General features: G+C 70.3%; 13 protein-coding genes. 6 read left to right on the top strand and 7 right to left on the bottom strand.

Annotated features, from left to right (window positions below; translation table 11 throughout):
• Window positions 1-7: 7 nt before the first annotated feature.
• The 3 genes from IH68_RS0112710 to IH68_RS0112700 form a co-directional block, all read right to left on the bottom strand.
• On the bottom strand, window positions 8-193 hold the full coding sequence (locus IH68_RS0112710; RefSeq protein WP_030933202.1) for a hypothetical protein: 186 nt from the start codon (window positions 191-193) through the stop codon (window positions 8-10).
• 273 nt (window positions 194-466) lie between these two features.
• Window positions 467-685: a hypothetical protein gene (locus tag IH68_RS0112705; protein WP_030933199.1), complete on the bottom strand. Its 219-nt coding sequence runs from the start codon at window positions 683-685 to the stop codon at window positions 467-469.
• Between the two features lie 82 nt (window positions 686-767).
• Entirely contained in the window at window positions 768-2,162 is a 1,395-nt protein-coding gene (locus tag IH68_RS0112700; RefSeq protein ID WP_051833389.1) for an amidohydrolase, read from the bottom strand.
• Between the two features lie 137 nt (window positions 2,163-2,299).
• On the opposite strand from IH68_RS0112700, the gene IH68_RS0112695 reads away from it, so the two are divergent.
• On the top strand, window positions 2,300-3,253 hold the full coding sequence (locus IH68_RS0112695; RefSeq protein ID WP_030933193.1) for an endonuclease/exonuclease/phosphatase family protein: 954 nt from the start codon (window positions 2,300-2,302) through the stop codon (window positions 3,251-3,253).
• Between the two features lie 60 nt (window positions 3,254-3,313).
• Here IH68_RS0112695 and IH68_RS0112690 read toward each other — a convergent pair whose 3' ends face one another.
• From IH68_RS0112690 to IH68_RS0112675, 4 genes are all read right to left on the bottom strand, one after another.
• Complete coding sequence (locus tag IH68_RS0112690; RefSeq protein WP_030933190.1) at window positions 3,314-4,279, bottom strand: SMP-30/gluconolactonase/LRE family protein; 966 nt, start codon at window positions 4,277-4,279, stop codon at window positions 3,314-3,316.
• Window positions 4,280-4,523: 244 nt separating this feature from the next.
• Entirely contained in the window at window positions 4,524-6,422 is a 1,899-nt protein-coding gene (locus IH68_RS0112685) for an FUSC family protein (protein WP_030933186.1), read from the bottom strand.
• Window positions 6,423-7,031: 609 nt separating this feature from the next.
• Window positions 7,032-7,763, bottom strand: coding sequence for a hypothetical protein (locus IH68_RS0112680; RefSeq protein ID WP_030933182.1), 732 nt, complete (start codon window positions 7,761-7,763; stop codon window positions 7,032-7,034).
• Window positions 7,764-7,951: 188 nt separating this feature from the next.
• Window positions 7,952-8,728, bottom strand: coding sequence for a nucleotidyltransferase domain-containing protein (locus IH68_RS0112675; protein WP_030933179.1), 777 nt, complete (start codon window positions 8,726-8,728; stop codon window positions 7,952-7,954).
• 113 nt (window positions 8,729-8,841) lie between these two features.
• Here IH68_RS0112675 and IH68_RS0112670 point away from each other — a divergent pair, with 113 nt between their 5' ends.
• From IH68_RS0112670 to IH68_RS0112650, 5 genes are all read left to right on the top strand, one after another.
• Window positions 8,842-9,480 carry a class I SAM-dependent methyltransferase gene (locus IH68_RS0112670; RefSeq protein ID WP_051833387.1) on the top strand — a complete coding sequence of 213 codons (639 nt, stop codon included), beginning with the start codon at window positions 8,842-8,844 and terminating at the stop codon, window positions 9,478-9,480.
• Between the two features lie 194 nt (window positions 9,481-9,674).
• Window positions 9,675-10,466, top strand: coding sequence for a GNAT family N-acetyltransferase (locus IH68_RS0112665; RefSeq protein ID WP_030933173.1), 792 nt, complete (start codon window positions 9,675-9,677; stop codon window positions 10,464-10,466).
• Window positions 10,463-10,687, top strand: a complete 225-nt coding sequence (gene infA / locus IH68_RS0112660) for a translation initiation factor IF-1 (protein WP_010981942.1) — start codon at window positions 10,463-10,465, stop codon at window positions 10,685-10,687. The genes IH68_RS0112665 and infA overlap by 4 nt, the downstream gene beginning before the upstream one ends.
• Window positions 10,688-10,848: 161 nt before the next feature.
• The gene (locus tag IH68_RS0112655) at window positions 10,849-11,265 is read left to right on the top strand and encodes a RidA family protein (RefSeq protein ID WP_030933168.1); all 417 of its coding nucleotides are present in this window, start codon (window positions 10,849-10,851) and stop codon (window positions 11,263-11,265) included.
• An 8-nt stretch (window positions 11,266-11,273) separates the two neighbouring features.
• Window positions 11,274-11,873 (top strand): gamma carbonic anhydrase family protein, encoded by a 600-nt coding sequence (locus IH68_RS0112650; protein ID WP_030933166.1) that lies wholly within the window; start codon window positions 11,274-11,276, stop codon window positions 11,871-11,873.
• The last annotated feature ends 10 nt before the right edge of the window (window positions 11,874-11,883 follow it).

Below are 11,883 nucleotides of genomic sequence, written 5' to 3'. Positions count from 1 at the left end.
GGAGCGGTCAGGCGACCGCGTCGATGCTCGCCTCGCCGCGGACGACCACGAGAAACATGTCCGTCGCAAGGTCCATGACGACCTCCGCGGCCAGCCCTTCCAGGCGCCGCGCATGCGCGAACTCCTCGGCCGGCCACGATCCCCGCGGCCCGCCCGCGGGAAAGCGTTCGAGCACTGTTCGCCCGTTCACCATCCTGCACCTCCAGAAAGCGTCGTACTTGTAGGAGTTAACGCCTTCCAGGGGCCGAACGCCTCGCTCAGTTGCCGGACTGAGACGTAGTTGACACTCGTTCACCGCGGAGTGTGAGGATCCGGTCACTTAGTGAAGATCCCGGCCACATATCGACTACTTTCTGTTTCATTCCTCGTACGCGGCGTACAGAGGTGCTCGACGGGACGTCGGCCAGGGCCGTGCGTACGCCGTCGTGTCGGCGGGATCCATGGGACCAGCGCAGGGCACCGGGGCTCACGGGTTGGCCGACTGCGTGATCCCCTGAGCGAGTTGTCCGACGACGTGGAAGACGCCCTGACCGAAGGCGGTCGGGGCGATCAGCACGCCGAAGGCCAGGGCGAGAAAGACGGTCAGCCACTGGTCGGAGCGGCTGCGGGCCTGCACATCGCGATGCCGTATTCGCACGAAGACGACGACAGCGAGCAGCACCGCCACATCGATCGTGAGTTCCACCGACCGACCTCCCGTCAGACGAGACGTCCCGTACGTCCCGGCCTTCCTGTGTAGCGTGAAACCACTTGGCGCGACTTCCCGATCACCCGCGGTTGGCGCCAAAACGCTTCTCCTGGGCCGATTTCCAGGTCTTGTAATCCTGGATCCGGCGGCCATGGCTGCGATCGAGGAGTGCGGGCATTCGCTCCCCCAGCTCCCGTACCACCGCCGGGACATCGAGGGTGAGCAGCTCCCGGTCCCGCATCAGTACCCGTCCGTCGACGATCGTCGTCCGTACGTCGAAGGAGCGGGCGCTGTGCACGAGGGTGGCGGCGAGGTCGTGGACGGGCTGGGTGTGCGGGCCGGTGAGGTCGACGAGGACGATGTCCGCGCGCCGGCCGGGGGCGAGGGTGCCGAGGGTATCGCCGAGGCCGACCGCACGGGCGCTCTGCAGTGTTGCGTGGTGCAGGGCTTGACGGGCTGTCAGCCAGCGGGGGTCGCCGGCGGTCTGCTTCTGGATGAGGGCGGTGAGCGCCATCGACTCCCACACGTCGAGGGAGTTGTTGGAGGCGGCGCCGTCCGTGGCGAGCCCGACGGGGATGCCGATGTCCCGTAGGGCACGGATGGGCGTGGTGGTGGGCCAGGCGAACTTGAGGTAGCCGCGGGGCGCGGTGGCGACGGCCACCCGGCCTGCGGCGCGTTCGAGCACGGGCAGGTCGCGCTCGGTGATGCCGGTGCCGTGGGCGATGAGGACGTCGGCGTCGAGGATGCCGGTGCGCTCGAGGACCTCGATCGGGGTGACGCCGTGGCGTTCGAGGCTGACGTCGGTCTGGTCGCGGTTCTCGGCAGCGTGGAGGTGGACGGGCAGGCCGTGCGTGCGGGCGAGTTCGGCGGTGGCGGTGAGGTCGGCGTCGTCGACGGTGTACGGCGCGTGCGGGGCGAGCGCGGTGGTGATGCGACCGCCGGCGCCGCCCCGGTGTCGTAGCGCGAACTCCAGGGATTTCTCCCGCCCTTGAGGCCCCTGGGAGGAGAAGTACGCCTCCCCCAGATGGGCCCGGATCCCGCACTCCTCGACCACGGCGGCGACCGCGTCCATGGCGAAGTAGTGGTCCGCGAAACAGGTGACGCCGCCGCGGATCATCTCGGCGCAGGCGAGCCGCGCTCCCAACTCCACATCTTTTTCGGTGAGGTTGGATTCGACGGGCCAGACGACGTCGTTGAACCACTCCTCGGTGGGCAGGTCCTCGGCAACACCGCGCAGCGCGACCATCGGGGCGTGGGTGTGGCAGTTGATCAGGCCGGGCATGGCGACCTGGCCGCGCCCGTCGATGCGCTCGGCCGCGGCGAGGTGCTCGACCGCGGAGGCGGCCGTCACCGACTCGACGACACCGTCCCGTACGACGACGGCGGCGTCCTCCTCGAACCCGACCCGTCCCCGATCGTCGTGCACGAGGACGGTGCAGCCGGTGATGACGAGCTCGGCGGGAGAGTCGGTCATCCCGCCAACGTACGACGCCGTCGTCAGGTGGCGTGAGCCGAACCGCGCATCCTGTCCCGCCCGGTCGCGGAATGGGCCGGTCTCGGGGACCCTGTCCTCACCACAGCTCGCCGCACGGCTTCTGGAAGGGGCCCGGCATGCTCCTCGGCACCTGGAACCTGGAGAACCTGTACCGGCCCGGCGGCCCCTTCGGGCCCAAGGACAAGGCGGCCTACGAGACGAAGCTCGCCTCCCTCGCCGCCGTGATCACGGAGCTCGACCCGACGCTGCTCGGCGTGCAGGAGGTCGGCGAGCCCGAGGCGCTGGACGACCTGGTCGGCATGCTGGACGGCGACTGGCATGTCGCGCTGTCCGGGCATCCGGACGGCCGGGGCATCCGGGTCGGCTTCCTCAGCCGTACGGCGGTGGAACTGGTGGCCGACACGAACGCGTTCCCGGCGAAGCTGCGGCCCGTGCAGGAGGACGACTCCGGTGCGCCGGTGTCGGCGGCGGGGCGCGGCTTCCTGGCGGTCGAGGTCGCGACGGACTTCGGCCCGTTGCGGGTGGCCGTGGCCCACCTCAAGTCGAAGCTGCTGACCTATCCGGGAAACCGTTTCTTCCCCCATGACGAGGGCGAACGGGCCCGCTACGGCGCCTACGCCCTCTACCGGCGGGCCGCCGAGGCGGCGACCCTGCGCGCGCTGGCCGACACCCTGCTGGCCGGGGACGGACGCGAACGGGACGTCGCCGTACTGGGCGACCTGAACGACGAGGTGCAGGCCGCGACCACGCAGATCCTGCTCGGCCCGCCCGGCTCGGAGATCGGCACACCGGGCTACGACCGGCCCGACGAGGGCGATGCGGAACGGCTGTGGGACGTGGCCCCGCTGATCCCCGCCGAGCAGCGCTACTCCCGTATCAACTCCGGGCGCCGTGAACTGATCGACCACATCCTGGCCGGCCACCGCCTGGTGAAGCGGGTGACGGCGGCGGGGACGGGCCTGCCGGGCGAGGGGAAGTTGCGGCTGCCGTCGGTGGGGCCGGATCCGGCGGACCGGCGGGGGCAGCCGGGGTCGGATCATGCGCCGGTGTGGGTGCGGGTGGGGCAGTGACGGAGCCGGCGGGGCGCGCCCCAGGCAGACCCGGGAGAGCACGCCCCGCCGCAGGGCCGGCTAGCGGTCGAGACGGGCAAGGAGCAGGTTCGGGTCCTGCTGGGTGAAGTACGCGGCGCTGTTGACGTAGAGCGTGCTGCCGCACACGGCCAGGGAGGTCGGGTTGGACAGGCCGTCCGCCTGCGTGAGGACGACGGAGTGGGTGCCGTCGGGGCGCACCTCGACGACCTCGCTGAGGCCGATCAGGGCGGCGAGGACGGTGTCGTCGTGCGGTCCGGGGAAGGCGAAGTCGTCGACGTTGGTGAGCCCGGTCGCCCGGGTCTCGACCGCCCCCGCGGAGCCGTTCGGCCGTACGGGAATGCGCAGCAGCGTGCCCCGGTCGCTGTTGGACACCCATACGGCTCCGCCGTGGACCTTGACGCCGTTGGCGCCGAAACCGGCGCCCGTGACCGGGACCGGATCGAGGGCGGTGTCCTTGGCCCACACGGTCGGTGTGCCCCCGGCCTGCGGAACCCGCCACACGATGCCCTGTGCCGAGTCGGCGGCGTAGAGCACTCCGTGGCGCTCGTCGAGGGCGAGGCCGTTGGGCAGTGCGGTGGTCGGAAGCTGCGCGATCTGCCGGGGCGCGCTGCCGTCGCGGGCGATGCGCCAGATGCCGGTCTTGGCGGTGCCGGTGGCGTAGTCGACGTAGAGCGTGCCGTCGTGGGCGCGGGCGATGCCGAAGACGGTCGCGGCCTTCAGCACGGGGGTGTTCGGGTTCGGCTCCTCGGGCAGGGTCGCGCGGACCGACGCGTGCCCGTCCCGGGTGACATGGGCGACCTGCCGGGCGGAGGCGAAGGTCAGGTCGGCGGAGCCGTCGGGTTCGACCGTGATGTTCTCCGGTGTCTGTCCCGCGGCAAGGTCGAAGTGGGCGACTATGCGGGGCTGGGACACGGTCGGTTCGTCTGCGGACGCGGGAGCGGTTGCGAGCACCGCCAGTGCAACGGCGGCCGTGGCGGTACCGACCAGGTGCGGGAGTCTGGGCATGAAGCTCTGCTTGGACATGAACCTCTCCTGGGACTGGGGCACGAAGGCACCAGTCTGCGACGCGCGACAGGAACTGTCGTACGAATTTCCTTGCCCCGCCCGGGAGTTCACCCTGCGGTCACCCGGATCTTCGACTGCCCGCGCGGGAGTTTTCCTCCCAGTCATCCATGAACCACGCCCGCAGGACACGAGATCCTCGGCCGGCCGGCCCGCGGCCTCGGCGTTCGCGGTCGCGGCGCGGGTGTCAGACGGCGACGGGCAGCTCGGGCAGTCGTAGCCCCGTCCGTTCGCGTCCCTTCTCGAACTGTCCGAGCAGCTCGGCGAGTTGCTTTCGCTGACGGGCGGACAGACATCCCGAGTCGTCGAGCTGCACGGCACAGGCGGTGGTCGTGTCGACGAGTTGCTCGAGGATGGCGACGACGTCGTCCGCGCCCTCCGAGTGGCGGGCCAGTGCCGGGAGTTCGGCGGCGGCGAGGGCGATGGCGGTGTGGGCTTCGGCGAGTGTGCGGTAGGCCTCACGGCGGAGGGTCCAGCGGGTGGCTCGGGAGTCGGGGCCGGCCATCGGGTCGCGGGCCTCACGCAGCACATGGGCGAGGTAGGCGTGCGCGGCGCTGCCCGCCACGACGAGCCGGGCCTGCACCGTCCCGCCCTTCTGCCCCGGCATCGACAGATGCCCGACGATGAGGACGATCGCGCAGGCCAGCAGGGTCTCACCGATCCGGCTCGCGGAGGCCTGCGGCTCCCCGCCGACCATCACCAGGGCGAGCACGAGCACGGTGACGACGGCGGTCTGCGCGGCGAAGTGCCGTGTGGCGACGGGGATGAGAGCCCCGCTGACGGCCACGAGCGCGACGAGCCCTTCGGGCCGCGGCAGCACGGCGGCGAACCCGGCGAAGACGAGGGCCCCCAGCACCGTCCCGGCCGCCCGGCACAGCACCCGCGAGACGAGCGGCCCGAGGTCGGGCTTGACGAGGAAGACAGCGGTCGCGGGCAACCAGTACCAGTGCGCGTGCTGCCCGTACCAGCGGGCGTGGTGCAGAGCCTGCGCCACGGCCGCGCTGGCCCCGAAGCACAGGGCGACCCGCAGCCCGTACTCGCGTCCGCCGGCCCCGAAGGCGATGCGGAAAAGGTCCTTGGCCGTACGCCGCCGGGTGTGCAGGTCGCCCCCCTCCCCCTGGTCGAAGGCGTCGGCGGCATGGAGCAGGGCGTCGTCGAGAGCGCGCAGGGCGGGAGCCGAGCGGTGGGGTGCGGGCAGCGGCCCGGTGTGCGTGTTCTCCCGTACGGCGGCCGCGAGCCGCCGGGGCCCTTCGGATGTCCGCCCGCCGACGGCCTCCCCGGCCCACGCGAGAGCCGTCGCGGCCTCTGCGAGAGGGAGGGCGGCGGCGTACTGCGCGTGCAGCCGCCGCTCCGCGGAGGAGGAGGCGTAACGCCGCAGCCGGGGGCCTGCGAGGGCGTCCTGCGCATGGTCGAGGGCCGCGGTCAGCGCGGCACGGCGCGCGATGCCGTCCTCCGAGCCCGCCGCATCGAGCAGATCGGCCACGGCGTCGTACACGGCCGCTACGGCATCCCGCTCCCCGTCGAACCGGAAGTCACCGGCGGTGGCACCGGGGGTGGGGAGCAGCAGCCGCAGGGCGAGCAGCCACCCGGCGCCCGCGAGAAAGGCAAGGGCACGCAGCCATCCCGCCTCCGGGACCGGCATCCCGGCCCCGATCGCGGAGGCGACGAGCAACTGCGTCCCGGCACCGGAGGCGACGGGCCCGACGGCGCTGATGCCTCCGGCGAGCAGCCCGATGCCGGTGAGCAGGAGGGTGAGCACGACCGCTCCGACATGCTCCCCGGCATACGTCCCGGCGAGCAGCCCACCGGCCCCCGCGAGCGCGGGCACCCCGAGCCGCTTGACTGAGGCGCGCCGGCTGCCGGGCCGGTCGTTGATCCCGGCGAGCATGGCGGCGATGGCGGCGACGACACCGAGGGAGGTGCGATCGATGAGCACCGCGGCGAGGAGGAGCGGCCCGGCGGCGAGAGCACCGCGCACCACGGCGCTCCAGGGGATGGGGCCGCGCTGGGCGCGGAGGGTGTGGGCGAGCCAGGGCGGGAGGGCGAAGGGGCGGCGATCACCGGTGCGGGCGGTGGGGCGGGACACGGGGCTGGGCTCCTGTCGTCTCGGCGAGGGCGAGGGTGGGCCTTCGGGCGACGGTGGCCGAATTACGGGTTGTGGTCCCCACGGTAGATCGCGTCGTTGGAGCGAACGGGACGATTGCGTTTCCTGGATGTGACGGTTGGCCGGAAGGCCGCGTTCTTTATGAACGCAATTCCCCGACGAACGCAGGCGGACCCGGGGGCGTAGCCTGCCCCCGGGCCCTGGTATGCCGTCCACATTCACACGCCGGCACGCTTGAGAACCCAGATCAGTCGTTAGGTCGTCGCGTCCTGCCTTTGGACCACCGCACATCGAGCTGTGCGGACTGGACTTGAACCAGCATTTCGACGCGCTGGGGCCTGGGCCCGGTCGATCCGGCGATCGACGGCGAATGCTGAGTCTGGAGCGAGAGTCTGAGTTTGATCGCGGTCTGCCTCTGCCAATTGGGCTACCGCGGCACGGGGATCACTGCAATTGGGGATCACAGCAATTGCTCTTGATGCCGCGGGGAGGGTTCGAACCTCCACTGGAACCGCGCAGTCACGACAAGCTTCAGCTTCAGCTTGCGCTCTTCGCGCACCCCGGCCGCAAAGGACCGGGGAGTCTCAAAGGCTACCCGAACAGGTAGCCGAACACGGCGTCACCGACCCGCTGGTCGACGACGTCCGTGCCGTTCGCCTCCTCACGTGCGAACTTCACGGCCTGCTGCAACTTCTCGACGCGGTCGAGGAGTTCGTTGACGCGGCGGGCGGGGAGAGCACCGGAGAACTTCACGGTGGTCCAGTACCCGACGGGAATGTCCTCGTAGTAGACCTCGACCTGAGCGGGATGCTTCTCGGTCGCCTCGGCCTTGACGTGGTTCCGCGGCACCTTCTTGGTCCGCAGCGTCCGTACCGGCTCCGTCTTCCAGGCATCCGTGGAGGGGTCCTGCACCCACGACTCGGAGGCGTCGAGAACGGGAAGCTTCCGTACGAAGGTGTTGAGATCGACGAGCTGCTTCTCGAGAAACAGCAGATAGGAGACGGGAACGTCCGCCACAAGCACCCGCCCGTCCACCTTCACATCGGCACGGGCGGCGCAGTTGGCCCAGTCCTTGGTGGCGGTCACGTCGAACAACCGGGTCAGGGTCGCCGCGGTTTCCCGCAACACGTCCTCGGCCTGCACCTGCACCCGCGTCGACTCGGGCGGCAGCTGCTCGCCCTCCTCGTCCTTCGGCTGGTACGTACGCGAGATACCGGCCAGCAAAGCGGGCTTCTGCAGCCCGTGATGAGCGGCCGTCAGGTCCTGGTGCGCCTTGGACTTGATGCCCTTCTCCACTGCGATGATCTGATTGAGTTTCGCCACGTCCGGGACGTTAGCAGCGACAACTAGGGTCTCTCGAAGGATTATTCGCCGCCATCGGTGGACGTTGCGCCCGCCAGGACGCCTGCCTCGGCGACGAACCCGGAAGGGACCGTCTGCCCGAGTGAGCGCGCTGCGCACGTGAGCCGCGACAGCTGGGTTGGATCACTGCGGTGATCGTGCGTACGAGATCAGGGGGCCACAGGGGCACACTCGAAGAGCGCCTCCGCGTCGACGATCACCCGCATCAACACCTCAGGATCCGAGCCCAGCTGCTCGAGTACCGAATCGATCCCCCGCAGCCCGGCCCGCTCCAGCAACCGCTTCTCATTCGTCACCCACTCCCCTCGTGCGGCCAGCACGGCGTGCCCGGTCTGTACGGCCGCCGTGGCGACGGCCCCGGCGACCTCGGTGAGGCGGCCGTGTGGGGCGTGGTTGGCCTTCGCGTAGGCGAGCGTGACCCGGGCGGTGCCCCGCCAGCGCTTGGCGGCGGAGACCCGCAGCTTCTCCGGATACGCGGCCGGCCTGGGCGCCTCACCCCGAAGCACTCGATTGACCGCCAGTTCGGCGACGACCAGATAGCTCGGGATCCCGGCGAGATGGAACATCAACGGTTCCACCCGGAACCGCCCCTCCTCCGCCTCCGCCAACTCGTGCTCGACGACATCGAGATCGCGGTAGTGGACGTCGACGCGACGCCCGTCGATCGTCAGCCAGGCACCTCCGTTGAAGACACCGCCGCCCCATCCCCCGACTTCGGAGACCTCACCCTCCCAGCCGAGGGCACGCAGGTCGGCGGGGTCGAAAGGCCCTCGGTAGTAGACGGCCAGGTCCCAGTCGCTGTCGGGCCGGTGCGTGCCCTGAGCGCGGGAACCGCCGAGGGCGACGGCCCGGACAGCAGGAAGGGTGGCGAGGCGGTCGGCGACGGTGTCGAGGAACTCCTGGTCGTCTCTGGTCATCTCCACCATGCCGGCCATCCTGCCAGGGCGTGACCGACACCACCTCATCGACGTGGGCAGCGGCCGCAGCGCCTACGGCACTCTCACCCTGTACGACGACGACCGCCCTCGAGGGGAACAGCATGCAGACCGAAGACGGACGAGTACTTGCGCAGTTGGAGCAGGCTCTCCAGCCCTCCGCCACCATCCCACCGGGTGACAACTGGGCCGCAGCCCCCGATCTGCTGCTGTACCTCGTGGAGCAGATACGGTCGCGGCGCCCCGCACTCATCGTCGAACTGGGCAGCGGCACCTCCACGTTGTGGCTTGCGACTGCCCTGCGCACCTTCCGCATACCAGGCCGCGTTGTCAGCCTGGAACACGATCCGGCCTATCACGAACAGACCGCGCAGGGACTCGACCGCCTGGATCTCGGTGACTTCGCCGAGGTGCGGCTTGCTCCGCTGGAGCGGTTCACCATCCAGGGCGAGACCTGGCCCTGGTACGCCGAATCGGCCTGGCGCGATCTGAGGGGTTGCGGCCTGCTGTTCGTGGACGGCCCTCCCGGATGGTCCGCGCCACTCGCCCGCTACCCGGCCGTCCCCCTGCTCGCCGACGCCCTCACCCCAGGAGCCGCGGTCCTCCTCGACGACCACGATCGCGCCGATGAGCAGGTCATAGTTGCCCGCTGGCTCCAGCAGCACCCCACCTGGTCCCTCGAACGCCTCGCGCACCGGAAGGGAACGGCGGTGCTGCACGTCCCGGACACGGAACCGAGTTGAGAGCTCGAAGAAATGGTTTGAGCGAGGCCGAGCCCCCTGTTACTTTCCTGATGGACCGTGAAGTCGTCGTATGGAGGTGAGACCCGTGAACACAGTTACCCATGGGTGCTCCCTCAACCCGTCACGGTCCGGCGGCTGACGTTCGGTGTCGCCAGGAGCGCCTGAGATCGAGGCACTCCTGGAGGGAGACTCCGATGAACACAAAGCCTTTCACATCCGGCCTGGGCGAGAACGCGGTAGTGATCACGCGCGTCGCGGACAGGCAATGGCATGCACTGGAGGACGACCTGGTGGTCGGCCGCGGGCATGCGCAGCGCAGGCCCGACGGACGCCTGTTCGTCAGTATCGACGCCTGGCACGACGCCACCTTCGACCGGCTCGCCGAGGCGATGCTGGCCCAACTGCCGACGCCGCTGTACACGGTGGTCGACGAAGCCGACGTCGAACTGACGGCCGGCTGGCGGCGGGCGGGTTTCACGATCCGGCGCCGCGAGTGGGAGTACGTCGTGCCGACCGACCCGCAGATCACAGGGCTCGAAGCGGTCCTGCCGCCCTCGGGCGTGACGATCGTGCCCGCCGGCCAGGTGGACGAGGGCCTGCTACGGGCGGTGGACCGCGCGATCCGTGACGAAGTCGAGGCGAGCGTCGGGTGGCAGTCGATGCCCGCGGAGGTGATTCCCCGCCCCGAAGGGGACACCATCGTCGACCCGTCGAAGTACGCGGTGGCCGCGGCGCCGGATCGCTACCTGGGTCTGATCCGGGTGGTGACGGTGATCCGGCCGCGCATCGGGCTGGTCGCGGTGCGGGCGGGCGAGCAGCGCCGCGGCATCGCGCGGGCGCTGCTGGCCCACGCGCTGGGGACGCTGCACCGCTCCGGGTTCGCCACGGCGTGGGCCGAAGTCCACGAGTCCAACCGAGCAGCCTCGGCGCTGTTCGAGGGCATCGGCGCCCGGCCGGCGAGCAGCAATCTGGAGCTGGTGCGATGACGAAGAACAAGAACGTCATCGAGGTAGAGGGCAAGGTCGTCGAGTGTCTGCGAAGCGCCATGTTCACCGTGGAGCTCGAAAACGGCCACCAGGTGCTCGCGCACATCAGCGGGAAGATCCGCAAGAACTACATCAAGATCATGCTTGAGGACCGGGTACTGGTGGAACTCCCGCCGTACGACCTGACGCGCGGCCGGATCGTGTTCCGGTACCGGAACTAGCGACGGCCGGCGTCTTCCGCGGTGGCTGATCCCGGGGTCCCGGTCACGGCGTTTCCGCGTGACCGGGGCCCGACCTGATTCTGGGGGAAATTCGGATGCGCTCCCTGCGGCCGGACTGGACCATCGGTGAGTTGTCCGTCGCCCACTCCGGGAGCCACCCCATGGTCCGTCGCGTCACCGTCCCGTCCCTCTTCCCGCCGCCCCGCTACTCGCACGCCTCCGTCGTCGAAGCCGGCACCAAGTTTGCGTTCCTCGCCGGCTCCGTCCCCCTCGACGCCGAGGGAAAGCTGGTCGGCGAGGGCGATCCGGTGCGGCAGGCCGAGCAGGTGCTGGCCAATCTTGAGGTGCAACTGCACGCGGTCGGCAGCGACTTGTCCCACGTTGTGGCCACGGACGTGTACGTCGTCAGCAGTGAGACCGCCGTGCTCTCCGCCGTCTGGGACGTCGTCGAGGCGTCCGGGCTGAGTGTCGGGCCGCACTCGTCGACGCTGATCGGCGTGGCGTGTCTGGGGTACACGGGGCAGCTGGTGGAGATTACAGCCACCGCCGTAGTTCCCGAGCTTTCCCGAGTCTCGTAAGAGGTCGCATGTTGATCGAGCATCGCGGGCGGCGTCCCGTCGTCTCCGATTCCGCGTACGTCGCCCCGTCAGCTGTCCTGTGCGGTGCCGTGACCCTCGGCGAGCGGGCCAGGGTGCTGCACGGTGCCGTGCTCACCGCCGAGGACGGGGAGGTCCGCGTCGGCTCGGACGTCGTCGTCATGGAGAACGCGCTGGTGCGTGGGCGGGCCGGCCACCCCGCCTTCATCGGTGACGCCGTGCTCGTCGGACCGCACGCCCATGTCAACGGCGCGACCATCGAGGACGAGGTGTTCGTCGCCACCGGGGCCTCCGTCTTCCCGGGGGCGGTCGCGGGCGCCGGCTCCGAGTTGCGGATCAACAGCGTGCTGCACGTCAACTCGGTGCTGCCGCCCGGCACCGTCGTACCCATCGGCTGGATCGCGGCCGGGACGCCCACCGCTCGGCTCTTCGCACCCGGCGAGCACGACGAACTATGGGCTGAGCAGCAGGAGTTGGACTTCCCCGGCACGCTCTACGGAGTCCCGCGCGGCACCTCCATGCGGGACATCATGGCGCGCCAGGTCGACTACTACGGCGCCCATCACCACGACCTCACCCTCGACGACTGACGGGATCGCA

Source organism: Streptomyces sp. NRRL S-646 (assembly GCF_000720765.1).
Classification (GTDB): Bacteria; Actinomycetota; Actinomycetes; order Streptomycetales; family Streptomycetaceae; genus Streptomyces.
The sequence above is the reverse complement of the archived record's forward strand: the minus strand, read 5'-3'. Positions and strand labels throughout refer to the sequence as shown.

What these genes read in the sequence shown, in the direction of transcription:
- IH68_RS0112710 (WP_030933202.1), bottom strand. Translation starts at nt 193, where the DNA reads ATGGTGAACGGGCGAACAGTGCTCGAACGCTTTCCCGCGGGCGGGCCG.
- IH68_RS0112700 (WP_051833389.1), bottom strand. Translation starts at nt 2,162, where the DNA reads ATGACCGACTCTCCCGCCGAGCTCGTCATCACCGGCTGCACCGTCCTC.
- IH68_RS0112695 (WP_030933193.1), top strand. Translation starts at nt 2,300, where the DNA reads ATGCTCCTCGGCACCTGGAACCTGGAGAACCTGTACCGGCCCGGCGGC.
- IH68_RS0112690 (WP_030933190.1), bottom strand. Translation starts at nt 4,279, where the DNA reads ATGCCCAGACTCCCGCACCTGGTCGGTACCGCCACGGCCGCCGTTGCA.
- IH68_RS0112675 (WP_030933179.1), bottom strand. Translation starts at nt 8,728, where the DNA reads ATGGTGGAGATGACCAGAGACGACCAGGAGTTCCTCGACACCGTCGCC.
- IH68_RS0112670 (WP_051833387.1), top strand. Translation starts at nt 8,842, where the DNA reads ATGCAGACCGAAGACGGACGAGTACTTGCGCAGTTGGAGCAGGCTCTC.
- IH68_RS0112665 (WP_030933173.1), top strand. Translation starts at nt 9,675, where the DNA reads ATGAACACAAAGCCTTTCACATCCGGCCTGGGCGAGAACGCGGTAGTG.
- infA (WP_010981942.1), top strand. Translation starts at nt 10,463, where the DNA reads ATGACGAAGAACAAGAACGTCATCGAGGTAGAGGGCAAGGTCGTCGAG.
- IH68_RS0112655 (WP_030933168.1), top strand. Translation starts at nt 10,849, where the DNA reads ATGGTCCGTCGCGTCACCGTCCCGTCCCTCTTCCCGCCGCCCCGCTAC.
- IH68_RS0112650 (WP_030933166.1), top strand. Translation starts at nt 11,274, where the DNA reads ATGTTGATCGAGCATCGCGGGCGGCGTCCCGTCGTCTCCGATTCCGCG.